The organism is Leptolyngbya sp. AN10 (assembly GCF_050565645.1).
Classification (GTDB): Bacteria; Cyanobacteriota; Cyanobacteriia; order Leptolyngbyales; family Leptolyngbyaceae; genus Leptolyngbya.
On sequence record NZ_JBNXVP010000010.1, the window covers coordinates 1 to 25637 of the forward strand.

A 25637-nucleotide genomic window follows, 5' to 3' on the forward strand; every position below is an offset into this window, starting at 1 on the left:
TGCGTTTGAACGATTTTGGTGGCAGGTGTTGAATGCGATCGTACATTTGATCAGTCTCCTGAGTGGCATCTAGTCCTCTTTTCAGGAGTTCAAATCTGTGATCAGGATTCGTGCAGGAGGTCTATTGTTGATAAAAGTCAATAGCACGTTGATACTGCCCCAAGAAATCATAAACACTGCCTAAATTATTAAGGGAATTTGCTTCACCACGTCGATCACCCATTTCGCGCTTGATTTTCAAGGATTGTTGATGAAAGTCAATGGCGCGTTGATAGTCTCCCACGAACTTGTAAGCAGTACCCAAATTACCAAGGGAATTCGCTTCACCATGTCGATCACCTGTCTCCCGTGCAATCTTTAAGGAATGTTTGTAAGCTGTGATCGCTTCCTGATAAAGAGATTGCTCATATAAAAAGTGACCGAATTCTGTCAACACAGCCACAAGCGCAGAGTAATTGTTGAGTTGCTGATGTCGATCGATTGCTCTCCGAAAAGCATCGATCGCCTGTTGTCTTTCTCGCTCTAAATCTGCCGCTTCCCCGTTTGCAATTCGTTCTGCATAAACCTGTCCTAGCTGATCATAGAGCGTTGCTAAATTTGCTGATTCTGGAGAAGTTGACTCTAGTTGTTGAATCTCTGAAAGCAACTCTTCGAGCGGTGGCAAAAAATCCTCGTTCGGCTCACGTTGCACTGAGGACGATCGCAATTCTCCCTGCCGAAACTCGATCGCTTCTTCTTCCTCTGAAGCAAACCGCAACACTGCCTTGCGCCAACTCCAAAAATCCGGCGATCGACTACTCATCTCCCGCAAAATCCGATACGTCACCCACAGCACGATCGGATAGCGAAACTCCCGCAACCCTTCCCGCGTCCACTGCAAATACCCAAAAAACTTATCAAGGTCGCTCTGTTCTTCCCCGTCCCGCATCGTCACCCGCAGCAACCATTCCGCCCCTGTCACCGTCACGACTGCCTCAGATCCTTCTCGAAGCTCCAACTTCGCCAACCCCGATCGCAAACTCGGCTCCGTTCCCAACACAATCCGAAACGGACGAATCTTCGCCTGACGCGCTTCTAATTCATAACGATCGATCACTCGCTGCCGCAAGCGCAAATCATCACACGCCACCAAAATGAGTGCTAATCGTTCCTGATTGTTCTCAATCAGTGAAATCAAACTCTCATAAGTCGCCTCATTTTCTGGCGTAAACGGCTTAAGGGACTGTGCCATCCAAAACTCCCTCCTGCACTAGCAAATCGCGCACGATCGGATTCAAGTCATACCAAAGCAACGCATTGCGATACTCCAACACATACAGCCCATGCAATAGATCCAAGAGCCGCTGACTCTCCATATCTTGAAGTTTATTCTGCTCATAAATTAACTTCAACGCCACAAAATCAGCTTGCCCTAACACCTCCGCCGCTTCAATCTGCAACTCCGTCACCACATCATTCAAAATCCGCTGATTCACAATCACATCAGGCTGATCAAACTGCTGTCGTCGAATCTGTCCGCGAATCGCCAGCATCGCTTTATCACAACAACGATCGCTAATCCGAATAAACTCCCGCAGGACACCCCCACTGAGCAAAATGATTTGTCGTCGCACTTCAGGTTCGATCAACTCCAACGGCAACCGACGCGCCAAAATCGCTGTAAATACCTGCATACAAGCTTCGTCCGGTACTCGATCGAGCTTTCTCACTGTTGCTTTACTAAAAAACTTTGCCACTCGCATCGTATGAATCTTATTGACATAAGTGGTAATGCTCGTTTTGATCGCAACCTCACGCAACGTTGCGATCGGAACCGTATAGAGAATTCGACAATTCGGATCGAGCAAAGACTGAATGTTTTTGCTAAACATCGTTTCTGTCACGCTCAAATCCAACTTATCAAGATCATCAATGATCACTAAAACCTGCTGTCTCGTTGCGTTCTCAATATAAGCTTGCAGTTGATTAATCTGAGCCACTAAGTCCGAAGTACGCCGCGCAAACTCGATCGAGATTTCCTGCCGAATGATCGAATTCAGTTTTAACTTAGATTTGACCCTCGCTAGAAACTCCAAAATAACTGGAATTCCACCTTTAATCGTCGCTTCTGTCGTCGCTTCAATTTCTGCCTCGACTGCTTTTGATTCAGTCTGAGTATGCTTACCCAACCAGCGGTAAAATTCTTTTTTAATTCCTGGTTGTAGTCGAATTCCTCTCCGTTCAGCCGCTTCAAGCAACTGCAATGCCATCGAAAACAGAACATTCACATGATCAACCGCCGATCGCTCTATCGTATCTGCGATCGAAAACATCACAATAAAGTATCGATTCGTTGTGGCTAACCGCAAACTCAGTTCTGCCAACAACGTCGATTTGCCACAGCCCCGATGCCCAGTGAAAATCAACTTATTGTCTTGAGAAACGCAATCCTCGGTGCCTTTGGCGCACGCGGAGCGTGTTCGCTTGCTCCAGTTCATCAATCATCTCCGTCTGATATTCCACACCCAATCGCGCCAAATCTTCCGGAGTGATGAGCGGATCGAGTTGGAGATTGCGCCCTGCTTCGCGAAAAACTTCCAAACGACGTTGCAGCGCTTCTAAACTGGACATACGACACAGACCCGACTTAATGGCTTTCCTATTGTATTCGGTCGCCAACCACCCCGAACTTTCTCGACAAGACGATGCTCATGATAGAGACGGCATGAATGAGCGCGATCGTCACATCTCTTCTGGTTTTCATCGTATCTCTTCGCTTTGATGCCGTATCAACGCTACTTGTCGTCGTGAACGTTGTGCCGTTATTAGTGAAAACCGCAACCGATACGACGAACGTTCAAACATTTGCAGTGAACGTTGCACCGTTATCCGTGAAAACCGCAACTGATACGACGAATGTTCAAACATTTTCGATGAATGTCGTAATGTTGGTTAACAATTGACGATCACATCGAACCAGGGATAATAGATTGATTTCGCATAAGATCTCGTTGTCGGGCGTTGCGAAAATCCTGATACACTGAAAACCTGAATTTTGGCACTCCGTAATGCTGGGAAAAGTTTGGCGATCGCTAATCCTGTACGTTCTTTGCCTGTCTGTTCTCATCGGTTGCGTTCCGTCGGAAACCGTTGCAACTGAGACGGGACGAATTACGATCGGCACAACTGCTACAGTTAGTACGCTCGATCCAGCCGATGCTTACAATACGTTTGCAGGTAACTTACTGTATAACTTAGGCGATCGGCTTTATCGTTATAAACCGGGCACAGATGATTTAGAGCCACAATTAGCGACAGCATTACCGAAAGTGAGTGCGGATAGATTAACTTATACGATTCCGTTGCGAAAGGGTGTTGTGTTTCATGATGGTGAACCGTTTAATGCGAAAGCAATGGAATTTTCGTTGAAACGGTTTATTGAAAATGGCGGTTCACCTTCGTTTTTACTATCAGATGTGATTGAATCTGTTTCTGCTGTCGGTGACGATCAGTTAGTGATTAAATTACAAAAGCCGTTCGCTGGATTCCCTTCACTGCTGGCGTTTTCGGGTGCGTGTGCGGTTTCTCCTAAAGCTTACAAAATTGGAAAGGAATCATTCAATTCTGAAACCTTTGTGGGAACAGGTCCTTATAAGCTCGTGAAGTTTGGAACGGATTCGATCGTATTCGATGCGAATGATCAATATTGGGGCGGTAAACCTGCAAATCGCGGCGTGAATGTTCAGTTTTTCTCAAGCGCTGCAAATTTGTTTAATGCGTTTCGGACAGGTGCGATCGATGTTGCAGGTCAAGGTCTCGCGATCGAGCAGGTTCGCAGTCTGAGAGAGAACGCAAGTGATAATACTTGGAAAATGCTTGAACGATCAGGGAGTGGAATCGATTATTTAAGCCTGAATGTGAAATCTCCGCCGCTCGATCGACTTGAAGTTCGACAAGCGATCGCAGCAATGATCGATCGTCCAATTCTCGAAAGCCGAATTTTCCGGGGACAAGTTGAGCCACTGTACAGCTTGCTTCCGAATAGTTTGAGTGAGCAGAAACCCGTGTTTAAGGAATTGGGCGATCGTAATATTGATAAAGCCAGAAACTTACTCACCAAGGCAGGTTACTCCGAATCGAGTCCGTTAGAAGTTGAACTTTGGTATCGATCGAACATTTCTAGTGATGGACTTGCAGCGCTGACGATGAGAGCGATCGTTCAAAAGCATCTTGGCAATTTGATGCAACTTCGACTGAATAGCGTTGAATCAGTGACCGCAAACGCCAACGTCGAAAGTGGTGCATATCCAATGTTTCTGTGGGATTGGTCGCCAGATTTTCTCGATGCGGATAACTATATTCAGCCGTTTATGGAATGTGCCAAAGGTTCAGCGGAGAAAGGTTGCGAGAAGGGATCAACAGTGGTTCAGGGATCGTTTTATTACAACGATCGAGTCAATCAATTGATTGATCAAAGCCGCAAAGAACAAAATCCAGAAGCTCGGAAACAACTCTTTGAACAGCTACAAACGATCTTGGTGAATGAAGTGCCATTCATTCCACTTTGGCAAAACAAGGATGTTCTCTTTGTGCAAAAGAACATTCAGAACGCAACATTAGAAGTAACTCAGAAAGTTCCATTTGCAACCATGAAGAAGGTCTAAAACATCAGTAATCGTCCCCGCTTTCCCTGAATTCATTCTTACAATTGAAAAAACAAGAGGATTGAATCATGTTTGGAAAGAAGCCTTCGGAAAATCCAACTCAATCACAATCGATCGGCGGAAACATCACAGGTAGCCAAGTGCAGATGGGACAGGCGGGTGGCGATCTAACCGCAGTTCAGCGCGGCAATTCAGACGATCAAACAGAAGGCATGACTGCGACTGAAGTGGTGAAATTGCTTGAGAAATTGGAATCGGCTGTGAAAGCATCGAGCTTATCAGAGCCAGAACAGGAAGAAGTGTTGGACTATCTCAAGCCTGCAAAGCGTGAAGCAGGGAAAGAGAATGCGAATAAGAACTTGATTAGCGACAACTTGAAGCAAGTGAGTGAGGCGATGATCAAGCTGAAGGAAACTTCAGAAGCAGGAAAGAGTTTATGGCAAACGGGAGCAGAGGTGTTTCAAGCGATCGCGCCTTGGCTTGGTGTCGCAGTTCATTTCTTTGGCGTGTAACACTGAAGCTTCACGCTTCGTTGTTGGCGGCTAAAGCCCCCTAAATCCCCCAAATTTGGGGACTTTGAGCTAGAGAGAACTTTTCGACTGGTTTCGCCTACTAGAATAAAAATCATTGCCCCGTCGTGCTGTAACCAATGGCTTCTCAAGATCAAAACAATCAGGGTGATATTACAGATAGCTCGGTTCAGTTTGTGCAATCTGGACGGGATGCCAAAGTGGTTCAAGGCGACGATCGCAGTTTCACAATCATTTTCAATCAGACGTTTTCACAATCGACGCGCACTTGCATCTTGGCAATCGCGGATTCTTGCCAAGATGCAAGAGGATGTGATCACGCGGCTCGATTTTACGCTGAATGATGAAGAGGTTTTGATTCCGCTGCGGATGAAGTCGTTTGGGGAACGTTCGGGGAAAGCATCGCTGAAACTGCGGCGGAAGCTAAAGACTGCGGAACAGGTAGAACAAGATCTCGATTTGAATGAAGCGATCGTGCAGGTGTTTTGTCGCTCAGATGTGCGGAAAAAGTTGCTGATTTTAGGCGCACCAGGAGCGGGGAAAACTACGACGCTGTTGACATTGGCAAAGGATCTTTTAGCAGGAGCGATCGACAATCCCGGAACGGTGATCCCGATCGTATTTGAACTATCAACCTGGAAGACGGGAACGATCGAGAACTGGTTAGCGGCGCAGTTGAAAGAATCGTTTAATTTGTCGATCGCTGAAGGTCAGGAATGGATCAAGGATGAGATTTTGCTGCCGCTGATGGATGGGCTGGATGAGTTGAGCCTGGAGCAGCAACAGAAATGTATGGCGGAATTGAATGCGTTTGCGGGGCGATATCCCCATTTAGTCGTGTGTTGTCGGGTGCAGGAGTATGTGGATGCGCGAGTGGGATTGAATGCGATCGCAGGTCAGATTTGCTTAGAGCCGTTGAACAATAAGCAGATTAAACGGTATTTACAGGATATCGAACTCGAATCTCTGTGGGACGAGATCTTGCGATCAGCGGATATGCGGAGAATGTTGCGGCGAGATGAAGACGGAAATCCGGGGATCTTGCGGGTTCCGTTGCTGCTGAGTATTGCGGCGGAGGCGTATGACGGAAAGCCGTTTGCGAGTCGATCGGAATTGTATGAGGCGTATGTTGAGAAGCGATTGATGCGGGAGACTCGGCGGATTGAGCGGGAGTTTAAGCGGGACCAGAAAGAGCAGTGGGCTTATGAGAGTGTGGAGGCTGAACCGAAGTTTAAGGAAACGCGATCGTCTTTGGCTTGGGCGGCGCGACAGTTGCAAACTCAACAACAGGTAGAATTGCTAATTGAACGAATACAACCAACGTGGCTTGAATCACCCCAGCTATGTTATCGCTATCAACTCATTCTTGCATTGATAACAGGGTTAGCATTTGCATTGGTGATAGGACTGTCATCTGCACTGATAAATGGACTAATTTATGGAGTTAACGGACTAATTTACGGACTGATTGGTGGACTAGTTTACGGACTGATTGGTGGACTAATTTTTGGGATGGTTGTCAAGCATCAAGAGATTACAACGACAGAAGCATTTCACATCATTACCTTGCAAAAGATTCCAGGAAAAATGTTAAACACCCTATGGAAATTGACGCTTTGTAATCCAATCGATCTTGTATTTCTCACATTGATTGTTTTACTAATTGAAACACTTCAGAACCTAAGTGGAAAAGTTCTAATTGCAGCACGACGTATCGAAGGTAATAGAGAATCAGACAGTGCAGAAACGCTAGAGCCAACCAAGAGCCAGCTACGATACAAAGGAAATATTAAATCTAGCCTCTGGAGAATCTTTCAATCATCACTCGGAATTTCTCGATCATTAGTCAAGATCTTTCAGGTTTTGCTTCAAATGATTCTGCTAACTCTATATCGTTGTTTTTTGATACTTCCAATAGAGCTTGTTTGTGTCACGATGGATGCACTGCTCACTTGGAGTAAGCAATCTAGGGAGAGAGTCGAACAAACTAGGGAAATAGTAAAACTTTCTCAGCAGGGGACACAGCTACGAGCAAATCCTAACCAAGGCATCTGGAACTCGATGACAAATGCGTTTTGGACAGCCTTATTTATGTATCCACTTACATTGGCATTGCTCTACATCCTTCAAGAATTGATTCGGCAGCTTGCCGAATCAATTAACGTGAGAGAACTATCATTACCTACACTTTCAAATTTACTACTGAATGGTTTGCAGATGAGTTTAGTATGGGGACTCATATTTGGCGGCGGTTTAGTATGCCTTCAGCACATTTGTCTACGCTTCATTCTATGGCAAAGTGGTACTGCTCCCTGGAAATTTGCCCAATTCCTCAACTACTGCACCGAACGCCGACTCCTGCAACGCATTGGCGGACGCTATCGGTTTTTGCATCGGGAATTGCTCGATCACTTTGCCATGCAGAGCAATAACAAAGTTTAACGTTTAGATTGTAAAAGTAGCGGTGCAAGAAACACATTCAAGATTGACGAGAATATGATTTAATCACGCAATATAACTATCTTTGGGAATATGAGGGAAACGCCAGTCGATCTATTTCGTATGGGAAATGCAACTTCAGCGAGAATGGATCGTGTGCGCTCCCAAGATGTGACGATTTTTGAGGAGAACGGTGAATTTTGGGTGATGTCGAACACGGGTGGAATCTCAACGTTCTCTGTTCAAGGGAGAGGCAAAAATTGGTGGAAATTAGATCAGGGCGCTCAGATTCCAATTGAACTAAAAATAGTCAATGATCATGGCAATCACTGGGCATGGGAACCAAGTAGTATGATGTCATTAGATCAATACGAAATGGCATTACGTCAAGTTGGTGAACATTTTTACAAAGCGAGTTAGAAGGGAAAATCAATATGAACCTATCCCCCAAAGCTTTACGGTTCCTGATCGAAGCTCTAGATTACCGAATTCAGGCTTATGAAGAGCAATTGGATTCCGACTCCCTAGACGAAGATGCCGCTTCAGATATTGGTAATGATGCACTGTATCTTGAGACTCTACGTCAAGACTTACTGAAAACGCTAGAGAGCCAGACTTCCAAAGTTTCTACAGGTGTCTAGAGAACAACTGCACCGAACGCCGACTGCTGCAACGCATTAGCGGACGAAGATCGGTTTTTGCATTGGGAATTGTTGGATTACTTTGCGGAGATGAGAGGGTGAAGAGAAGTGGGGAGTAGGGAGAATTCTCTTCTAAAATAGAAGCTGAGCTTTGAGGGAAGCATAATGAATTTATCTTCAATAGACGGCATCGATATAGAGCGTATTACTTATCTTCAGCAGCAAGAAGCTCTTTTTGAGCAAGCGAAACCGAACTTACTCGAACAATACCTTGGAGAATTCATTGCTTTTGAAAATGCGGTGTTAGACCACGATCGAGATGAACAAAAACTAGCAGAACGAGTTTATAAAAAATACGGCTATCGAGATATTCTGATTAAACAAGTTCTCCACGAAGAACCCAAGTTTTTTGTCCGTGGCTTCGCACCCAAATCCTAATTGATGAGTCGTTACCCTTACGTTAGTTTGGGAGAAGGAATTCCTCCTGCTCCAATTTTGCCAATTATTGTTACTCCTCCTGACTGGGCAAATAATCCCGTAACCTTCTCAACAGAAGCATTTCTAGACATAGGATCAGACTGCACTTTAATTCCATTAGAAATCGTATCGGCTTTGAGGTTGCGATTGCTCGAAACCAATGCCAGCATCAACGGTGTCAGTGGCGGAAAAGTTTTTGGATTCGCCTGCTACATCAATCTTCAGATTGCTCAAGATTTACACAAAGCAATTCGTGTGTATGGCTGTCCTAAAGACCAACTTGGCGATCGTGTATTAGTTGGACGCGACATTTTAAACCAATGCTGCATTGAATTCGATGGGCGCAATTGGATGTTCCAATTCAATGAGATAGAGGGATAGTCCCCTATCTCCCCATCTTGTCGGCTCTTACAGATTAAGCCGATCGCTCAATCCAATCATCCATCTCCGAGAAGTCATTACAGCCTGTAATCTCCATGAGCGTTTGCAGCATAGCGAGATCTTGCTTTTCCCATTCCGCCAAAATTGCAGTTCGATCGTCTTCCGGTGGAAAGTATTTGTAAATCCGCAATCCGCCCCGTCTGCCATCTGGAGCCACCGCACGACCTGTACAAGTGAGCTTCACGCCGATTTTGCCAAGTAAGGTTTGGACAATTGCGATCGGGGCAAGTTTCTCGGTCACAGTGAAGTTAAATAGCGCTTTCATATCGTCGCGGCACTCTAAAGCAGTCATGGCAACGAATTGAACGAGTTCATCGGTCGCGAGAATCTTCTCTCCAGGTTTGAGGAATTCTAGGATTTTTAGCGATCGTAGTGCCTCGACCTGAGCAGTTAACAGCTTGACATCTTGAATCGAAATCTTGCCGTCACCCCGCTCTAGATGATCTTCAAGCTCTTGCATATCGTGAAGGCGAACGTATTCAGGATTGCCTGTCAGATAGTAATACAGACGCAATTGTGTATACCATCCATCATCATCTTTGAGTTTGATCTCTGGTGTAATCGTTTCAACGTTGTATTTCTGTTTCAGTTCGTGTTTACGTCTGCTGTACCGTTTCTGAATCGTTTGATTTGCTTGTTCTTTCAGTTCGTAATATTCTTCGGGTGTGATTTCGGGAGAATCGGAAACCGCGATCGCTTCCGCTGTTTGATTCCGAGTCCGAATCGCGGAGACGACTTGAGCAATACGATCGCACACTTTCAAATCATGCCGCGCTTCTAAAAACTCAAATCCTGGAACCGTTAGAACTCCGCTTTTTAGCTCATTCAATGTCTGCTCAGAAATTGGCAACTGTCCAAACATTTTGGTCAAATCATCGGTTACTAATGTCACTGAATGCCCTTCGAGTAACAATCCATTCCGAAATTCGCGACGGTAGCGCCAGAGAGACGCATTTACTCGTGCTGCCATTTTTGCCCAAGTGCGAAGTGCGATCGGGTTACTCTGCTCATCCAAATCGAAATCGATATCTTTGAGTAGTGCAATGTTGTATTGAACGGATTTCGTCACAGATTGCGCGACATCTCGATAGTTACAGCTACCGTTGCCGATTTTTCCAGGTCCAAAATGCGCTGCCCAAATGTAACGAGGAATCGGTTCGCGAACTCTTGCTAACGCTTGCCGGGATTCAGAATCGGGCGTGACACCTTGGAAAATTCCGAACACACCCTTGAAATGATTGCGAATGTCGATCGAGACTCCAGTTCCGATCGTCGGTGTCGCCAAAACAATATCATAATTGCCTACAACATCGTTAATGCGTTCAGCAATGTGATAAGCAGCATGATCAGGATCAGAAACACTTTCGCTATCAATTCTGAGAATGCGTTTCTCAGGAAATTGCAGCTTGAGATAAGTCTCTAAATTTTTAGAACTCCAGCGACCGCGAACTTTTTGAGAATCGACGCAGACGAAAATGGCTCCGGTTTTTAGGACAGATTCCATACGATCGATTAACGGTGCAGGATTCTTAGTGTCGTATAGCGAAACATCCCAAGCTATTTCAGGCTTCCACTGATTTACTACAACCCAAGGAGTAACCGGAGTTTCTGCCAATCCTCGTAGATAATCAATGCTGACATCTGACAAATCCGCGTCTTGTGCAATCACTAATCCATCAGTTGCAAGAACAGTCTCGATCAATTCGCGCAATGTTTCTAGAATTCTGACGCGCTGATGATAGCAAGTTGCACTGTTCAGAGCGTGCCAGAGAACTTGTTCAACTTCATCAAGAATGACGATCGCGCCTTCCCACTCTGCCGGATTGAATCGCGCTTTGGAGTTCGGATGCAGCGAATCAATACACAATCCGTAGCTATGAGGGTCTTCAGAATTAAGTGCATCTGTGATCCAGTCGATTCCAATACTGTGGCAGATTGCTTTACCCAGTTGAATTCGATGAGTGATAACTAAGACTTTGCGATCGACATTCTTAATCAACCCTTGCAGTGCCGTTGTTTTCCCAGTTCCTTTTGCACTTTTAATACAAGCTAGACCGGACTCTGGATAAGACAAATCGCCCAGATACGGCTGATTTAATTTAAGAGAAGGTGTATAGGTTAGTGACCATAATTGTGATGCTTGCCAGAATTCAAGCCCGATCGCTGATTCATATAAGTTTGTAAACGCATCAGCACCACGAGCGACAACGAAATCATCAACGCCCTTTTCAGCACCTGGCAGTGCAATAACTTTAACTTGACAGCCAGCATTGTTCAGTAATTGTCCTAAACGAGAAGTAGCAAGAAAGATATTTTGTAGTGTTCTCGGCTTGGTTTCGTAATCAAAACAAATGTGAAACGATCGCTGATCCGTCGCAAAATGTCCTAATTCTGCAATTAACTGCCGAGTTTCACGCCGATATCCACTAAAAATCCCCGGAAGCGCGATCGCGGGATATCCCAAACTCAATAAACATCCGGCTTTCTTCTCACCTTCGGTTAATACGATCGGCAAATTATTTCGCCAAACCCATTCCCAAAAGTTCGTAGCTCCGTTAATTGCAATCTCGAATTTCTTCGCCACCTGCATCCAAATTCGCATCGGTACATCGAGCAGAATCAAACGGCTCGAACCTTTACCGAGACTGGGACTGAGGTATTTCGCGGCTTTGTTTTTTTCTCGATCGACGATCGGCGTTTCAGCATCCGGCTTAAACCGTCCCCAATCCATACGCTGCCAATGATTCAGCGGATCAACTCCACTCACCCACCAGCCCCGAACCGATTCCCGCGCTTGCTTTCCAAACCGGGTTACTTTCCAGTTTAGAAGTTCAGCGATCGGGTAATTCGCTTCGTGTGTAAACAGATCAAATTCTGTATCCTCAAGCGTTCTGACGTTCTGGCGAATAATATCCAGATCGACACCGCTCATCAGCCATTCTTGTTCGTGATCGGGAGCGAGATAGCCCTCGATCTGTTTAGCCGCTCCAGAAGAAGCAATTCTGAGGGAAGTCACCATCAGCCCTGCTCCTTCTGAAATAAATTCGCACACAAACCTAGCGCAGAATTGCTGCACCTGATACAATGTTTGGACATAGAAATCAAGCCCAATCTTTTTTGGGCAAACAAGGTTATCAACCCCTTTAGCTGACTGTGGTAGGGAAGCTTGAGGGGTTTTGCTTATCGAGTTGAAATTCTAGATTGGCGGACTCTGTAGCGGTGGTAGTCGCCCAAAATCGCTCAATCTATTTCCAGACAAACAAGGTTCCGTCAAGAAATGGTGGTAGACATCTCCGACGTGAAAAGCAGATTAACACTGATCCATCAAAGGCTCAATAGGGTGTGGATCGCAGATCCGCGAAAGTTACAGGCAATTTATACGGGCGCGTTAGCAGGAAAACTGGACGGCGGAGGAATAGGCAAAGGGGCGCAAAGTTCGAGATTTTCAGGTGGATCGATCGCATAAAATAAGGAGCGCGGATCATCTGGATCATCGACGCGGGAGTTGCAGAGAACGCGATCGAATTCAGCCGCAGGCGTTACAGGACTCCGTAAACTTACTACTATCCATAGGGTCTGATTGGGTCGTCTTCACACTAGAACCCCAGATATAGCGTTCGCCCTCTAGACAAAACTCGAAGGGTAAGGCACTATATGTGGGGTCTAGAATCTCACGAAGCGATGAAACCACTAGAAGCAGCCTTTCCAGTCGATAGCCAACTCTTAATGGTGTTGCCCAGAGCCGGGGCATCGGTGCGAAATCCAGATGTACGATTACCGATTTTGCGATCGGATGTGGACGGCTACTATTTAGAAATGCGAGTGGAAGCAGACGCGCAAGACGAAAGCGAATTTGCAGTGATTCGACGAGTGCCGCTAGAGAATTTGACCGAAGAAGAATTGACAGAATTAAAAACAGAATATGCCAAGCTCGATTGGTCGGCTTGTGTGCAAAAAGGGGTGAGCAATGGATTAGAAAAAGTTCACGATCGCCGGATTCAAAGAATGTTTATGGCGTTAATGACTTTCTTGAATCCGCGCCAAATCTCGATCGTGCTTTATCTCTATAAATTGGCAGCCCAACAGCAGAACGGTGGAACAGTCACGTTTCGATCGAATGACTTACTCGAAAGTTTAGGATATACGCGGACGAAGGATGGAGGGTTTGCATCGAAACTGCGATCGCAATTAAACCGCGATCTAGTCGCGCTTCACAGAACCGAATTAGTATTAGCGCAATCGTTCAAAAAAATGAATCAAAATCGCAGTGCAAAAGTCGCGATTAAGAGCATTCTTCGGATCAAAGATTATGAAGTTGACAATGCTCCGAGAGATTTTGATATTACAAAAGCAGCAGATTACACATACGAATTGGCTGATTCTTACACGATCTCTTTAGAATTTTTTGACAGTTCTCGAAATGGTGATTGCATTCTTTTTCCGAATCAATTCGATATTACTCAGCGACTTGGAAGTAATGCGAAATGCGATTACAAAACGAAGCTTTTGATCTATCTAGCAAGTCGCCTGAAATGGGATAGCTTAACAGATGGGCAGTTCATCTCTGTTTCTAAACAATACTTGTTCAAGAATCTCGATTTGTTTGGCAGTAATTCTTCGCGCAACAATCAAATCTTTTGGCGCACAGTGGACGAACTGAAAGAAGATGGATACCTTCTCAGCGCACAAGAACTCTCAGGAAAGAGCCGAATTTCGACCATTCAGTTTCAGATCGATTCCACGAAATTGAAGTGTAAGTAATAAAGCTGTTACGTAAATTTCCTGGCAGTTAGAAACCGCTACTGTATATACACAAGTTGTTTTTGCTACGGTTGAATCGGCTTCAGCCCCTAAATCGCTTTAGATTTTCAAAGCACGATCGCGGATTTTGTTTAATCCGCGATCGTGTTTTGCACTCCAGAAAATATTGACTTATGTTCCGGGACGCGATCGCAGTTCTTCACTCATAAAAGAGCGATCGCCTAAGATCGTCAACTTTGGTCCGTACTTGCCAAACTCAACCACACTAACTGAAGCGGCAGGCGCATCAATGCGATCTCGATATCGTCCTAGATCAATCCCTAACAATCCGCACAGCATGATCCGAATTGTTGATTTATGTGAGACGACTAATACATTTCCATCGGTATGATTTTTTCTAATCTCGGTGAGCACTAACTCAGATCGACTCGCAATCTGAACTGCTGTTTCTCCCCCAGGTGGGGGATTCCAGGCAGGTTCCGTCATCCAATGAATGTAATTCTCTGAATCATTCTGTTTCACATCATCTTGCGTCTTTCCTTCCCATTCACCGAAGTCAATCTCTCGCAATCCATCTCGCAATTGCATTTCTAATCCGATCGCATCACAGATTGGTTTCGCAGTGGAAATCGTTCGTTTCATCGGGCTGACATAAGCGGCTGTCCATTTGAGATGGGAATATGCCTTGCTGAATGCGATCGCCATTTGCAACCCTGCTTCGGTGATGTCGGGATTGAGCGAACCACAAAAGCCTCCGGTCTGACTGTATGTGGTTTCGCCATGACGCATGAAATAAAGGGTGAGAGCCATAAGTTACATCAGAGATTCGGGACAGTGGATCGAACAAGCTTCACCGGGTGGGCAGACTTTGAGCGGTGGAACATCCCAGAGCAATTTGGCATATTCGCGGATAGCTCGATCGGATGAGAATTTACCCATTCGTGCCGAGTTCAAAATCGACATTCGCACCCATTGAGTCTGATCGCGGTAGGCTTGACTGACTCGATCTTGTGCCTCAATGTACGATTGGTAATCTGCCAAAAGTAGATAAGGATCTTGAGAAAGCAAAGAATTGATCAAGGGTTTGAACAGAACCGCATCACCTTTTGAGAAGTAACCAGAGGAAATTCGGTCGATCGCGCTTTTTAGTTCTAGATTGTTGTTGTAATAGTCGATCGGTTGATAGCCTTTGGTTTTGAGTTCAGCAACTTGGGGAGCCGTTAGCCCGAATAAGAAAAAGTTCTCTTCACCGACTTCTTCGCGGATTTCGATGTTTGCACCGTCAAGAGTGCCGATCGTTAATGCGCCATTCATCGAGAATTTCATGTTTCCGGTTCCCGATGCTTCCTTTCCAGCAGTGGAAATTTGCTCGGATAAGTCAGCAGCAGGATAGACTCGTTGGGCGAATTTTACGTTGTAGTCCTTGAGGAAGACGACTTTGATTTGCCCGCGCACGTCTGGATCGTTGTTGATCACATCTGCGATCGAGTTAATCAATTTAATGATTAACTTCGCAATGTAGTAACCCGGTGCAGCTTTACCGCCAAAAATAAAGGTACGCGGTGTGATCTCTAGATTTGGATTCGCTTTTAAGCGATTGTACAAAGTCACAATGTGCAGCACGTTCAAGTGCTGGCGTTTGTATTCGTGAAACCGTTTTGATTGGATGTCAAAAATAGAATCGACATGGACATCAATTCTGTTCTCTTTCTGAATGTAGTTTGCTAGATCTTGTTTAATTGCTTGCTTGATTTGTCGCCAGTCTTCTCGGAAGCTTGGATCATCAATAAATTGTTCTAGCTTGCGAAGGTCGTTGAGATTGGTGATCCAGCCTTCACCAATTTTGCTAGTGATCAAGCTTGATAGTCTTGGATTGCTCAACACCATGAAACGTCTAGGAGTCACACCATTCGTTTTATTGTTAAAGCGCTCCGGGTACAGTTCAGCAAAATCGCGTAAAACATCCTGCTTCAGCAGTTCTGTGTGCAGTTCAGCAACTCCATTGATTGAATAGCTGCCAACCGTTGCAAGATGAGCCATTCTGACATAGCGATCGCCCGTTTCATCAATCAGCGACATTCGGCGCACTCGATCGTCATCTTTCGGAAACTTGAATCGAACTTCAGTCAGAAACCGAGCATTAATCTCATAGATAATCTCTAAATGACGCGGTAACAATGCACCGAATAGACCGACTGCCCAACGTTCCAAGGCTTCCGGTAACAACGTGTGATTGGTATAAGCAAAAGTATTTCGGGTAATGTTCCAAGCGGTGTCCCAATCCATTCCATGATCATCGAGCAACAATCGCATCAATTCGGCAACTGCGATCGAGGGATGTGTGTCGTTCAATTGCAAAGTAAACTTTTCGTGCAGCGTTTCCAATGGTAATCCGCGCCGCTCATGGTGAATCCGAATCACATCTTGTAGCGAACAAGACACGAAAAAGTATTGTTGCTCTAATCGAAGTTGTTTCCCTTGAACTTGCTCATCGTTTGGATAAAGCACTTTCGATAGATTTTCTGAAAAAACTTTGTTGCCAACTGCACCGTAATAGTCACCAGAATTGAACGCAGCAAAGTTAAAAGAATCCACCGCTTGAGCAGACCACAGACGTAAAGTATTCGCGTTATTGCTCTTATAGCCGAGAATCGGAGTATCGTAGGGAACCCCGCTTAAAATACGATCGGGAATCCAGCGAACTCGACTACGACCTTTTTCATCCACATAGCTCTCAGTTCGTCCACCAAGCTTAATTTCCACTGCCCATTCTGGACGTGCCAACTCCCACGGATTGCCATTCTTCAGCCATTTATCGGTGAGTTCAACTTGCCAACCGTCGCGAATATCTTGATCAAAAATGCCAAACTCGTAGCGGATACCATACCCGATCGAAGGAATTTCCAAAGTTGCCATCGAATCAAGATAGCAAGCTGCTAACCGCCCCAAGCCGCCATTCCCAAGTCCCGGTTCTTCTTCTTGCTCTAGTAGTTCATCAAAGTTCAAGCCCAATTCCTGAACTGCTTGGCGCATCTGATCATAGATATCTAAACTGATCAAGTTATTGCCAAGATGCGGTCCAAGTAGAAACTCTGCCGAAAGATAGCAAATTTCTCGCGGTTGTACTTTGGTGTAGGTTTGTGTACTGATTAGCCAGTTTCGGAGCAAGCGATCACGAACCGTATACGCCAAAGCCATGTAGTAATCATTCAGCGTCGCAATCTCTGGAAACTTCCCTTGAATATAGAAAAGATTGTTCAGAATCGATTGTTTCAGCGATTCCACATCTGAGGCAGTGCGATCGTCCTGGGGTTGAACTTGAAGATCTTCGGCTTGCATGGCAGTGGGAGATGAACAACATTAAGCAATGAAACATAGATCACATTGCCGTAAAAGTCAGACTGCCGATACGCTAACAAAAAAGCCGAAGTTCAAACAGTAAATGATCCTTAAAAACGAGACGAATCGAGCAATTAGGTGTCGTGATTGCGAAGAAAGCTTTTGAACTCTTTCACCGCTTCGTATTGATCGTGATAAACGATGTAGCGGCAAAAAACATCGATCGGGAGTTCGGGCAGTAATTTGCTTTGTCCGACCTTTTTATATCCATCGCTTTGAAGCTCATAGAATGCTAAAACGCCATCTTCCCAAAACCAAACTTCTTTTACACCTAAGCGCCGATAGCCTTCCAGTTTGTTGATGCCACCGCTGGTTTTCACAATTTCAATCACTAAATCTGGAGATGGTTTTGGCGCATCGAAGTTATATGACTCATCCGGTTCGTTCCGCGCACCCAGTTCTCGATTGCCTAAAGAGGGACCGCCGCGTTTGTAGTAGCGAATGTCTTTCTCGTCCATGAAGGCTTCGAGCAGTCGAACTAAAATGCTTTTGAAGTCTTCATGCTCCGGACTAATCGGCATAATTTCAGCGTTTCCATCTAAATAGGCGAGTTTGACTCCCGCAACTGTTTCGAGAGAGCGATCGAGTTCTTCAAATTGCTCCCAGGTCAAATTGTGAATAATATTCGCGGCTCTGGGTTTTGAGGCTTGTACGATCATGAGCAGTGCCCTCTTAAATTGTTTCTTTCTTAATCCATTTATCTACATTTTGCGGCTCATAAGCAGACAATCGATCGAGTAAAATTTCCGGTTCGGTCGCCTCAAGCACCAAAGAGCGATGCACAGGTCGCACGAGCTTTTCGGTCACAGCTTGATCAAAGAATTGCAGCAGCGGATCATAGTATCCTGCAATGTTTAACAGTCCATGTGGCTTCTGATGTAACCCAAGTTGCGCCCAGGTCAGCACTTCGCAGAATTCCTCAAGCGTTCCATATCCACCGGGTAGAGCAATAAAAGCATCCGACAGTTCCGCCATTCTTGCTTTACGATCGTGCATTGATTCTACGGTTTCCAATCGGGTGAGTCCTTGATGTGCGAGTTCTTTCGACACTAAGAACTCTGGAATCACGCCGAACACTTCACCACCCGCAGACAGGGCTGCATCTGCAATCACACCCATTAATCCCACATTGCCGCCACCGTACACGAGAGCGATTCCCCGGTTGGCGATCGCAGTTCCAAGCTCGATCGCACTCTTTTCATAGTCAGGATTTCGACCCAGACTAGAGCCACAAAACACACAAATCGATTTCATCAGGAACTCCTTCACAGCTTGATTGCAAACTTTAGCACACAGAGGAAACTAAGCCCGCTTTTGATATGCTAAATAAATTGCTTCAAGAAATAAATCGGGAGTCATCTGAAAGGGAAGTTCCTGCATTCCGAGGATTTCTTTTGCTTGTCGTGCTAGTTTCAAACTCAGATCCGTTCTTGCTCTGGTTTCTAACATCGATCGACGTTGTAAATACTCCCGAATCACAGCAAAATCATCGGGCAAGATTGCACTAAAGTTTTGATTCGCCAAAAGTTCATCTGCTAAAGATTCTGCTTCAGGAGAGAGTGCAAAGCTCGAAGGCTTGACTGCTCGTTCTTCTTGAATCACTAAGGTTCCAGCAATCAAATCGCCTAATCGTTTCTCGCGCTTGGTCAGAATGATCATGAGCATTCCGATCAGGAACGTATCATCGATCGGGCGAATTAATGCTCTAAGAATTGCCTGAGTAATACCCGCAGGCTGTCCATCATCTCGGATGACTCGAATTTTGCTGTAGCGCTTTCCTGGAGTTTGTCCTCTCCACAGCGTTTCAAAAATCACAAAATACCCGGTATAGACCGTGAACGTGATCAGAATTGAAATTGCAGAGATCCAAAGATCAATCGCTTCACCAAAGTAGCGTTGGAGTTGAAACGATAAGATACTCCAGAAAATTAGCAAGCCAATCAGCACCGCACCCCAGATCAAGTAATCGACCACGAGCGCGATCGTGCGATTGCCAATTCCCGCCAGCGTAAACTCTAATTCAACGCTCTCAGGAGTGCGGATTTTGATGCGATTAAACAAACTCATAACCGGGAATTGAATGGGGATGTTTCACTTTAACCGCGATCGCGCAAATTCAAGCCTAAACCTTCACGCCGCGATCGTAAGTCATAGTAAACCACGGCTTTGATCGCTTGCCAAAACGGAAGAACTAAAGCACTACCAAGCAGAATTGAACCATAAAACAACAGCACAAACAAACCAGATGCAGGGTCATTTGTAGTACTTGCTCCCGCACCAATCAGTGCGAATAAAAAGAATGATGCAGGCGACAGAACCATCCAGGTAATCAAACTCGCAACCAGAACAATTAACTGAACTCGTCCGACTGATCCTTTCGTCAGCGTCCAACTGCGCCCGATCGTACTCGCTCCATCGACTCCATCTTCGATCGCTAATGGGACTTCGTAAATGAACAATCGTGAAAAGATTCGCAGCCAAATGAGGAACGCCACCAGCAGGAAGACAAGAAATAACAGTCCTACCACGAGCGAAACTACTACTCCAACCGCATCGGAAACCGCTCCTCGTGTGAACGCTGCAATTGCAAGAAACGACAAAACACTAAATACGCCGTAGCCGACAAAAAAAGCGATCACGAGTCCCAAATTAATCAAGCCCATCAGCAATCCAGCGACCAGAAAATTCCAAACTTGTCGATCGGTCTTTTGATATGCTTCGGTCAAGGTTTCGGGCTGATTGATCAATTCCTGATATGCCAGCCGTGAGATTCGACCTGAAATTTCGACGCTCTTTGCCAAACCGTAGATTGGAATAAACGACCACAGATACGATCGCAGCGTGAGAATCAGATAGCGTTTGATGTTCGATCGATACAGACGAATACCAGCGCTCACGACATTTCCGACACTGAGGGGCTGAAATGATTGTTCCGGACTAAGATTGGACATGGCTCAACGTGAATGAATCTGAAGCTTAAGGGCTGAGGCTATCTTAGGCGAGGTTCACTCAAACACGACGCTCTTTTTCACAAAACGATGAACGTAAACCGCTGGATTGCTCGACGAGAGCCAAATTGGAAACAGTTAGACGAATTGCTCACCCGGATTGAAAAACGCGGATTACGATCGCTTTCGACTGATGAGATCAAAAGTCTCGCAAGTCTGTATCGGTCTGTGTCTGCGGATCTTGCCAGAGCGCGAACGAATCAAACAGTCGTCGGAACTACGATCGTGCAAGATCTTCAACGGTTGACTTCTCGCGGGTACAGTCAGGTTTACCAAGGATCGCGGAAGCAAGAATGGAAAAGTGCGATCGACTTTTATCAATGGGGTTTACCGGAAGTCGTCCAGGAGACATTCGTTTATACTGCGATCGCGACTGGATTGTTTTTGCTTGGTGGCTTGATTGCGTGGTGGTTTTCGTGGCGTGACCCGCAATTTCTTGAACTGGTTGTACCAGAGCATTTGATCCGAACAGTGCGCGATGAAGGCAAGCTTTGGATGGGGTCAATTTTGGGGAGTGAACCGACTGCCGCAAGTCAGATTATGACGAATAATTTGAGTGTGACTTTTAGAGCAGCAGCGGGCGGGATTACGATCGGGATTTATACGATCGTCATTCTATTTTTGAATGGAGTGCTAATTGGAGGAGTCGGAACGCTAGTTGCTCAAAACAATCTAGCATTTCCATTTTGGGCGTTTGTGTTTCCACATGGATCGCTAGAGCTTCCTGCTATCTTCTTTTCTGGAGGTGCAGGATTGCTGATAGCACGTGGCATTCTATTTCCAGGTCACTATCGCCGCATTGATGCGATTAAAGCTTATAGCCTGAAAGCCGCGCAGTTGATGTTCGGAGTGATTCCGCTGCTTGTAATTGCGGGCGTAATTGAGGGCTTTTTCTCACCAAGTCCACTCGTTCCCGATCCATTGAAATACTTTGCAGGAATCGGGCTATTCATTGCATTGGCGAGATATTGCAGCCGCAAACGGACTACTCAATCAGCTTAAGAAATTCACGAACATTGCTCGATTCAGATGGCGTTTTTTGCAAACAGCGTTCTAAAAACTCCGATCGCTGTTCTTCCACCAATTCGTCTGCTAAAAGTCCGAGTAATCTGTTCCACAAGCGATTCAAACCGAATGTGGGAATCACTTCTGGGCGCGGTGCAGTGTTCGGTAAAAGTTCAAGAGTTTGATAGAACGACCAATTTTGGGTTTCACGATCGATGTGCTTCATAATGAGCCTCCTTGAAGTACAGGAGACACATCAAACCTGTCACCATCCCTTGTGGAAGGGTATGTCCGAATCTTTTTCTGTGTCTTATACTACTAATCTATCAGACTCTATGATTCTTAACTCTCTCTAGAGGATGAATGTTCAGATTTGCGGGATTCTTCCTGCTGAGTTTGAATCTAATTAGATTGAGAGAGGAATGCGTGTCATGAGTAAACTATTGCAAGGCTTGATTACGATCGAACGATCGATGCAGGTTGCAGCTTTGATTGGTGTAGTAGTTTTTCTGGGATATTTAGGTGTGGTTAATGTGAAGAGCGATCGTGCTCCAGTTCCTCACAATTCACCAACATTGCAGAAGTAGAGTGATTGGGTGTTAGAAGCATCCTTCAGAGGTAATTGTTCATTGCATCAATCGCCCCTCGAATGAATTCGGGGCTATCGGAACAAAGTCTGTTGAAACAGACTGAAGAGCTTTCTATACTAGCTCTCAGAGGGTGTTTGAGGAGTATAAAAAGCGGCTTTGCTGCGTTGACAGTCCGCCCGGACATAAATCTCCGGGCTAATGGAGAAAACCCCGCTGAAGCGGGCTAAGAGCGTAATACGGAGTTCTTTAGCCCAGTTTAGTGGGCTTCCCCTGATTAGCCCGGAGATTCATTTCTGGGCGGGTGAATGCGATAAACGATGACTTCTCAAACACTTTCTCAATCCCCTTTAGTGGACTTTGCTCCGATAGACCGTGATTTCCAATCACGGGCGGACTGAATCGAAGTGAAGTATGTTCTAATTCTGGAAACAACTCAGGAAACGTCGATCGCTAAAACTAATCAGATTGTTTGCTACAAAGTTCTATCGATTGATTACGCTAGTTCTTGGGACTTTCTGCTTAAACAAGCTCTGCCATCCTGCTTTCCGAATCTCAGTGGGTTCAGGTGACTTATTCCAAAGAGTCTCATAGAAGAAGAATGACATTCCAGAATAGCCCTGATCACGGACTGCTTTTACCTGTCGTTGTAGTTCATCCATTGGACGAGGTGTACTCGATAAGCCGCTAAGAACACCGATCGCAGTTGGAATATGATCTCTCGCAGCCCGTAGCGTCTCCCAAGTATCTGGATTAATCCGATCGATAAACTTTTGCCCCTGAAAGTAGATCTGCGGAATCACTTCTTCAACTAATCCTGCTTGTTCCCACTTGTGCCAATCAACTAAAAACGTTTCGTAGGCATAAGGTAGATCGAGCGGCGAAAGTGAGATGAGAACATTCGGTTTCTTGGCTTTCACGGTTTGAAAAAGCTTGGTGAGAAAGGCTTGCAGTTTATTCGATCGCCATCGCATCCATTCTGCATTTTTTGGATCGATCGGCGGAGCTTTCCCATTATGTTCTTGCTTGTAAAGATTCACTGTGTAATCGTCATAGCCAAACGAAACAGGCAATCCAAAGTGATCATCAAACTGAATGCCATCGACATCATAGTTCTCTACCACTTCAGAAACGAGATTGAGAATGTATTGCTGAACTTCAGGCTTGAACGGATTAAACCAAACGGGGATTTGAACTCGATCGAGGGCTGAGGCTTCATAATCGACTGATCCATCCTGTTTCTGTGTCCACCAATCTCGATGTTTCTTCGCGAGTTCCGACTCTTTCGGAGCCATAAACCCAAACTCAAACCAGGGAATCACCGCCATCCCTTTCTGATGAGCTTCTGCAATCATTTCTTTAAGCATGTCTCGATTCTGAAGTCCTGCGGGTCGCGGATCAACCGCAAATCCAATTTCTTGCTTCATTACTTGACTGGGATAGAGTGTGTAACCCCAATTCAGCACCGTTGGATAAAGCGTATTAAAGTTCAATCGAGCTAATTCATTTACTGCATTGCTCAATTTGTCTTTGTCGAATAGCACATCACTATCAATGTTCGTTAGCCAAACTCCACGAATTTCTCTGGCTTGTAGTTCCGGTTTCGGAAGATATCGATCGCTAATCAATCCTTTTTCCGGTAACGCCTGACAAAGAAATGCAGCAATTTCGCCACGAGTTGCAGCCCGATTCGGATTCAGCCTTTGAGCATTCGGAAAACTCACTGCAATTTGACGCTCTGTTGTTGCTGCGATCGCGCTTTTTGCATAGTTCGGAACATCCTGAAGATCAGAAAATACTTTGTTCGATAGTTCAATCGTGGGTTTTAGCTTCAATCCGCTGGCTAATGCAGTTAAAGCTTGTACTCTCGGAATCTGCAAATCTGGGCGGAATGTTCCATCATCAAAGCCTGAGAAAAAGTTCGATCGATAAGCTTTCCCGATCGCGTCTCGTGCCCAGTAATTTGCTGAGATATCTTTGAATTGAACTGGATTGCGAGTCGGTGAATTAATCTGGTCAGGAAACGCATTTACAACCATTGCGGCAAACTGCGATCGCGTCACTGGATCATTTGGGCGGAATTGATTGTTGGGAAAACCTCGAATGATCGATTTTTGTGTGAGCGATTCAATACACGATCGTGCCCAATGGTCTTGGATATCTGTGAATTTTGACTGTGAAAAAGCTGAAGGAACGATCGTCAAAAACAGAACCGTTAACAATCCAAGTATCCAGGCGCGTCGCATAGTTCACCTCCGATGATCGTTCAATACCATCGCATTTGTGGAGTACGATCGCGCAATTTATTTGTATTTTGTTACTCGCTCCAGAATGCTCAGAAAGTCTTGCACGATCGCGTCTTGATTCTCCGAAGTTAACACTGGAACATGAACAAATAAACACCGCTGCTCAAAATGTTTGAGAACTTGGTAGTAAAGATAGTTACACACAAAATTCCCGGCATCGTGACTAATTTCTGTGATCGTTGTTGATTCGATTAATTGATCCAGATCAAAACTCGATCGTAGAATTTCACTCTGAAACTTTCCGTTTGATTCGATCGACAATTTCTGCCGCGACTCTGCCATTCCACAACAGATCGTAATATCGGGCTGAACTTCGTTGATTTTCTCGATCGCAATTTTCGGTGCAAGTTCAAAATCGACTGGAAGCTGCCTGAGAAAATGACAATTCGAGGGAGCGCGATCGCGAATCATTTCGATCAAATCATCTGAGGAGTTCGATCGATGATGTTCCAGCCAGGTTGTAAATGAAGTGAGGAGGATTTTCATTTAGAATTTAAGAGCCAGATTAGAGGATTGAACAATGCCAACGATCGCTGTTGTCGATTATGACATGGGGAATTTGCACTCTGCTTGTAAGGGACTCGACAATGCAGGCGCGACGACCCTTGTAACCGATTCGGCAAAGGAAATTGAGCAAGCGGATGCTGTGGTTCTTCCCGGTGTGGGAGCATTCGATCCAGCCGTTCAACATTTGCGATCGCGGGATTTAGTCCAACCGCTCAAAGATGCGATCGACAGTGGCAAACCTTTTCTCGGTATCTGTTTAGGCTTGCAAATTCTCTTTGAAGCGAGCGAAGAAGGCAAAGAACCCGGTTTAGGCATTGTTTCGGGAACAGTAAAACGCTTTCAGCCTGAACCTGGATTAACCATTCCACACATGGGCTGGAATCAACTCGAATTCACTCAGCCCGACTGTTCTCTCTGGCAGAATCTAGGAACCGATCCTTGGGTGTATTTCGTCCATTCCTACTATGTTGAGCCAACTGATCCAAGCATTCGGGCAGCAACCATTACACATGGAACGCAGACCATTACAGCCGCGATCGCACGTCAAAACCTGATGGCAGTCCAATTCCACCCAGAGAAGTCTTCAACGGCTGGATTGCAGCTTTTATCGAATTTTGTTCAGTTGGTGAATCAGCGTCAGTTAACGAATGTCTGATGATCCTTCGCTTCGTTTCGATCGACTTATGCCCCCTAAATCCCCCAAATTTGGGGGACTTTGAGGATAGAACACAGTCCAGGTGCAAGGAAAATTTCCCTGTTTCAAAGTCCCCCAGAATGGTAGGGCTGATTCATTCTAATCAGATGGTTTTTTCTGCTCCGATTCAGCCGTTCTGCCCTCATCCCCAACCCTTCTCCCCAAGGGAGAAGGGAGCTAGAAATCTTGTTCCCTCTCC

At 45.4% G+C, this 25637-nt stretch carries 26 protein-coding genes; 13 read left to right on the plus strand and 13 right to left on the minus strand.

What is annotated here, in order from left to right; all coding sequences use genetic code 11:
• Window positions 1-121: 121 nt before the first annotated feature.
• The 3 genes from ACQ4M5_RS15555 to ACQ4M5_RS15565 are packed head-to-tail and all read right to left on the minus strand — an operon-like array spanning window position 122 to window position 2610.
• The gene (locus ACQ4M5_RS15555; RefSeq protein ID WP_430676553.1) at window positions 122-1231 is read right to left on the minus strand and encodes a tetratricopeptide repeat protein; all 1110 of its coding nucleotides are present in this window, start codon (window positions 1229-1231) and stop codon (window positions 122-124) included.
• Window positions 1215-2405, minus strand: a complete 1191-nt coding sequence (locus tag ACQ4M5_RS15560; RefSeq protein WP_430676554.1) for a P-loop NTPase fold protein — start codon at window positions 2403-2405, stop codon at window positions 1215-1217. Before ACQ4M5_RS15560 ends, ACQ4M5_RS15555 begins: the two co-directional genes overlap by 17 nt.
• A gap of 1 nt (window position 2406) precedes the next feature.
• Window positions 2407-2610 carry a hypothetical protein gene (locus ACQ4M5_RS15565; RefSeq protein ID WP_430676555.1) on the minus strand — a complete coding sequence of 68 codons (204 nt, stop codon included), beginning with the start codon at window positions 2608-2610 and terminating at the stop codon, window positions 2407-2409.
• A gap of 98 nt (window positions 2611-2708) precedes the next feature.
• On the opposite strand from ACQ4M5_RS15565, the gene ACQ4M5_RS15570 reads away from it, so the two are divergent.
• The 9 genes from ACQ4M5_RS15570 to ACQ4M5_RS15610 all read left to right on the plus strand — a co-directional run bounded on the left by ACQ4M5_RS15570 (window position 2709) and on the right by ACQ4M5_RS15610 (window position 9111).
• Complete coding sequence (locus tag ACQ4M5_RS15570) at window positions 2709-2942, plus strand: hypothetical protein (RefSeq protein WP_430676556.1); 234 nt, start codon at window positions 2709-2711, stop codon at window positions 2940-2942.
• Window positions 2943-3047: 105 nt separating this feature from the next.
• Entirely contained in the window at window positions 3048-4643 is a 1596-nt protein-coding gene (locus ACQ4M5_RS15575; RefSeq protein WP_430676557.1) for an ABC transporter substrate-binding protein, read from the plus strand.
• Window positions 4644-4711: 68 nt separating this feature from the next.
• Window positions 4712-5155 (plus strand): hypothetical protein, encoded by a 444-nt coding sequence (locus tag ACQ4M5_RS15580; RefSeq protein ID WP_430676558.1) that lies wholly within the window; start codon window positions 4712-4714, stop codon window positions 5153-5155.
• A 137-nt stretch (window positions 5156-5292) separates the two neighbouring features.
• Complete coding sequence (locus tag ACQ4M5_RS15585; protein WP_430676559.1) at window positions 5293-5517, plus strand: hypothetical protein; 225 nt, start codon at window positions 5293-5295, stop codon at window positions 5515-5517.
• Window positions 5474-7615 carry an NACHT domain-containing protein gene (locus ACQ4M5_RS15590; protein ID WP_430676560.1) on the plus strand — a complete coding sequence of 714 codons (2142 nt, stop codon included), beginning with the start codon at window positions 5474-5476 and terminating at the stop codon, window positions 7613-7615. Before ACQ4M5_RS15585 ends, ACQ4M5_RS15590 begins: the two co-directional genes overlap by 44 nt.
• Before the next feature lie 153 nt (window positions 7616-7768).
• The gene (locus ACQ4M5_RS15595; RefSeq protein ID WP_430676561.1) at window positions 7769-8032 is read left to right on the plus strand and encodes a hypothetical protein; all 264 of its coding nucleotides are present in this window, start codon (window positions 7769-7771) and stop codon (window positions 8030-8032) included.
• Window positions 8033-8046: 14 nt separating this feature from the next.
• On the plus strand, window positions 8047-8253 hold the full coding sequence (locus ACQ4M5_RS15600) for a hypothetical protein (protein ID WP_430676562.1): 207 nt from the start codon (window positions 8047-8049) through the stop codon (window positions 8251-8253).
• Between the two features lie 165 nt (window positions 8254-8418).
• Entirely contained in the window at window positions 8419-8691 is a 273-nt protein-coding gene (locus ACQ4M5_RS15605) for a hypothetical protein (RefSeq protein WP_430676563.1), read from the plus strand.
• 3 nt (window positions 8692-8694) lie between these two features.
• Window positions 8695-9111: a hypothetical protein gene (locus ACQ4M5_RS15610; RefSeq protein WP_430676564.1), complete on the plus strand. Its 417-nt coding sequence runs from the start codon at window positions 8695-8697 to the stop codon at window positions 9109-9111.
• A gap of 34 nt (window positions 9112-9145) precedes the next feature.
• Here the strand turns inward: ACQ4M5_RS15610 and ACQ4M5_RS15615 are convergent, their stop codons facing one another.
• Window positions 9146-12190, minus strand: a complete 3045-nt coding sequence (locus ACQ4M5_RS15615; RefSeq protein ID WP_430676565.1) for a plasmid replication protein, CyRepA1 family — start codon at window positions 12188-12190, stop codon at window positions 9146-9148.
• A 662-nt stretch (window positions 12191-12852) separates the two neighbouring features.
• Here ACQ4M5_RS15615 and ACQ4M5_RS15620 point away from each other — a divergent pair.
• A complete protein-coding gene (locus tag ACQ4M5_RS15620) occupies window positions 12853-13932 on the plus strand; it encodes a hypothetical protein (protein ID WP_430676566.1) in 1080 nt (359 codons plus the stop codon).
• Between the two features lie 171 nt (window positions 13933-14103).
• Here the strand turns inward: ACQ4M5_RS15620 and ACQ4M5_RS15625 are convergent, their stop codons facing one another.
• The 6 genes from ACQ4M5_RS15625 to ACQ4M5_RS15650 all read right to left on the minus strand — a co-directional run bounded on the left by ACQ4M5_RS15625 (window position 14104) and on the right by ACQ4M5_RS15650 (window position 20282).
• Entirely contained in the window at window positions 14104-14742 is a 639-nt protein-coding gene (locus ACQ4M5_RS15625) for a histidine phosphatase family protein (protein WP_430676567.1), read from the minus strand.
• Window positions 14743-14745: 3 nt separating this feature from the next.
• On the minus strand, window positions 14746-17271 hold the full coding sequence (locus ACQ4M5_RS15630; protein WP_430676568.1) for a glycogen/starch/alpha-glucan phosphorylase: 2526 nt from the start codon (window positions 17269-17271) through the stop codon (window positions 14746-14748).
• A 134-nt stretch (window positions 17272-17405) separates the two neighbouring features.
• On the minus strand, window positions 17406-17990 hold the full coding sequence (locus ACQ4M5_RS15635; RefSeq protein WP_430676569.1) for a Uma2 family endonuclease: 585 nt from the start codon (window positions 17988-17990) through the stop codon (window positions 17406-17408).
• Window positions 17991-18003: 13 nt separating this feature from the next.
• On the minus strand, window positions 18004-18585 hold the full coding sequence (locus ACQ4M5_RS15640) for a TIGR00730 family Rossman fold protein (protein ID WP_430676570.1): 582 nt from the start codon (window positions 18583-18585) through the stop codon (window positions 18004-18006).
• A gap of 48 nt (window positions 18586-18633) precedes the next feature.
• Window positions 18634-19398 (minus strand): RDD family protein, encoded by a 765-nt coding sequence (locus ACQ4M5_RS15645; protein ID WP_430676571.1) that lies wholly within the window; start codon window positions 19396-19398, stop codon window positions 18634-18636.
• A gap of 29 nt (window positions 19399-19427) precedes the next feature.
• On the minus strand, window positions 19428-20282 hold the full coding sequence (locus ACQ4M5_RS15650) for a hypothetical protein (RefSeq protein ID WP_430676572.1): 855 nt from the start codon (window positions 20280-20282) through the stop codon (window positions 19428-19430).
• An 87-nt stretch (window positions 20283-20369) separates the two neighbouring features.
• Between ACQ4M5_RS15650 and ACQ4M5_RS15655 the strand changes: the two genes are divergently transcribed.
• Window positions 20370-21341, plus strand: a complete 972-nt coding sequence (locus ACQ4M5_RS15655; RefSeq protein WP_430676573.1) for a stage II sporulation protein M — start codon at window positions 20370-20372, stop codon at window positions 21339-21341.
• Here ACQ4M5_RS15655 and ACQ4M5_RS15660 read toward each other — a convergent pair.
• The gene (locus ACQ4M5_RS15660) at window positions 21325-21570 is read right to left on the minus strand and encodes a hypothetical protein (protein WP_430676574.1); all 246 of its coding nucleotides are present in this window, start codon (window positions 21568-21570) and stop codon (window positions 21325-21327) included. The genes ACQ4M5_RS15655 and ACQ4M5_RS15660 overlap by 17 nt on opposite strands.
• Before the next feature lie 205 nt (window positions 21571-21775).
• On the opposite strand from ACQ4M5_RS15660, the gene ACQ4M5_RS15665 reads away from it, so the two are divergent.
• Complete coding sequence (locus tag ACQ4M5_RS15665) at window positions 21776-21931, plus strand: hypothetical protein (RefSeq protein WP_430676575.1); 156 nt, start codon at window positions 21776-21778, stop codon at window positions 21929-21931.
• 485 nt (window positions 21932-22416) lie between these two features.
• Here the strand turns inward: ACQ4M5_RS15665 and ACQ4M5_RS15670 are convergent, their stop codons facing one another.
• Window positions 22417-24177 carry a glycoside hydrolase family 10 protein gene (locus tag ACQ4M5_RS15670; protein WP_430676576.1) on the minus strand — a complete coding sequence of 587 codons (1761 nt, stop codon included), beginning with the start codon at window positions 24175-24177 and terminating at the stop codon, window positions 22417-22419.
• Between the two features lie 57 nt (window positions 24178-24234).
• Window positions 24235-24723 carry a peptidase C15 gene (locus tag ACQ4M5_RS15675; protein WP_430676577.1) on the minus strand — a complete coding sequence of 163 codons (489 nt, stop codon included), beginning with the start codon at window positions 24721-24723 and terminating at the stop codon, window positions 24235-24237.
• Between the two features lie 34 nt (window positions 24724-24757).
• Between ACQ4M5_RS15675 and hisH the strand changes: the two genes are divergently transcribed.
• Window positions 24758-25399 (plus strand): imidazole glycerol phosphate synthase subunit HisH, encoded by a 642-nt coding sequence (gene hisH / locus ACQ4M5_RS15680; RefSeq protein ID WP_430676578.1) that lies wholly within the window; start codon window positions 24758-24760, stop codon window positions 25397-25399.
• Window positions 25400-25637: the final 238 nt, after the last annotated feature.

Coding starts and splice junctions, on each gene's coding strand:
- ACQ4M5_RS15555 (WP_430676553.1), bottom strand. CDS start 1,231: ATGGCACAGTCCCTTAAGCCGTTTACGCCAGAAAATGAGGCGACTTAT.
- ACQ4M5_RS15565 (WP_430676555.1), bottom strand. CDS start 2,610: ATGTCCAGTTTAGAAGCGCTGCAACGTCGTTTGGAAGTTTTTCGCGAA.
- ACQ4M5_RS15570 (WP_430676556.1), top strand. CDS start 2,709: ATGAGCGCGATCGTCACATCTCTTCTGGTTTTCATCGTATCTCTTCGC.
- ACQ4M5_RS15575 (WP_430676557.1), top strand. CDS start 3,048: ATGCTGGGAAAAGTTTGGCGATCGCTAATCCTGTACGTTCTTTGCCTG.
- ACQ4M5_RS15580 (WP_430676558.1), top strand. CDS start 4,712: ATGTTTGGAAAGAAGCCTTCGGAAAATCCAACTCAATCACAATCGATC.
- ACQ4M5_RS15585 (WP_430676559.1), top strand. CDS start 5,293: ATGGCTTCTCAAGATCAAAACAATCAGGGTGATATTACAGATAGCTCG.
- ACQ4M5_RS15590 (WP_430676560.1), top strand. CDS start 5,474: ATGCAAGAGGATGTGATCACGCGGCTCGATTTTACGCTGAATGATGAA.
- ACQ4M5_RS15600 (WP_430676562.1), top strand. CDS start 8,047: ATGAACCTATCCCCCAAAGCTTTACGGTTCCTGATCGAAGCTCTAGAT.
- ACQ4M5_RS15605 (WP_430676563.1), top strand. CDS start 8,419: ATGAATTTATCTTCAATAGACGGCATCGATATAGAGCGTATTACTTAT.
- ACQ4M5_RS15610 (WP_430676564.1), top strand. CDS start 8,695: ATGAGTCGTTACCCTTACGTTAGTTTGGGAGAAGGAATTCCTCCTGCT.
- ACQ4M5_RS15615 (WP_430676565.1), bottom strand. CDS start 12,190: ATGGTGACTTCCCTCAGAATTGCTTCTTCTGGAGCGGCTAAACAGATC.
- ACQ4M5_RS15620 (WP_430676566.1), top strand. CDS start 12,853: ATGAAACCACTAGAAGCAGCCTTTCCAGTCGATAGCCAACTCTTAATG.
- ACQ4M5_RS15625 (WP_430676567.1), bottom strand. CDS start 14,742: ATGGCTCTCACCCTTTATTTCATGCGTCATGGCGAAACCACATACAGT.
- ACQ4M5_RS15630 (WP_430676568.1), bottom strand. CDS start 17,271: ATGCAAGCCGAAGATCTTCAAGTTCAACCCCAGGACGATCGCACTGCC.
- ACQ4M5_RS15635 (WP_430676569.1), bottom strand. CDS start 17,990: ATGATCGTACAAGCCTCAAAACCCAGAGCCGCGAATATTATTCACAAT.
- ACQ4M5_RS15640 (WP_430676570.1), bottom strand. CDS start 18,585: ATGAAATCGATTTGTGTGTTTTGTGGCTCTAGTCTGGGTCGAAATCCT.
- ACQ4M5_RS15645 (WP_430676571.1), bottom strand. CDS start 19,398: ATGAGTTTGTTTAATCGCATCAAAATCCGCACTCCTGAGAGCGTTGAA.
- ACQ4M5_RS15650 (WP_430676572.1), bottom strand. CDS start 20,282: ATGTCCAATCTTAGTCCGGAACAATCATTTCAGCCCCTCAGTGTCGGA.
- ACQ4M5_RS15655 (WP_430676573.1), top strand. CDS start 20,370: ATGAACGTAAACCGCTGGATTGCTCGACGAGAGCCAAATTGGAAACAG.
- ACQ4M5_RS15660 (WP_430676574.1), bottom strand. CDS start 21,570: ATGAAGCACATCGATCGTGAAACCCAAAATTGGTCGTTCTATCAAACT.
- ACQ4M5_RS15665 (WP_430676575.1), top strand. CDS start 21,776: ATGAGTAAACTATTGCAAGGCTTGATTACGATCGAACGATCGATGCAG.
- ACQ4M5_RS15670 (WP_430676576.1), bottom strand. CDS start 24,177: ATGCGACGCGCCTGGATACTTGGATTGTTAACGGTTCTGTTTTTGACG.
- ACQ4M5_RS15675 (WP_430676577.1), bottom strand. CDS start 24,723: ATGAAAATCCTCCTCACTTCATTTACAACCTGGCTGGAACATCATCGA.
- hisH (WP_430676578.1), top strand. CDS start 24,758: ATGCCAACGATCGCTGTTGTCGATTATGACATGGGGAATTTGCACTCT.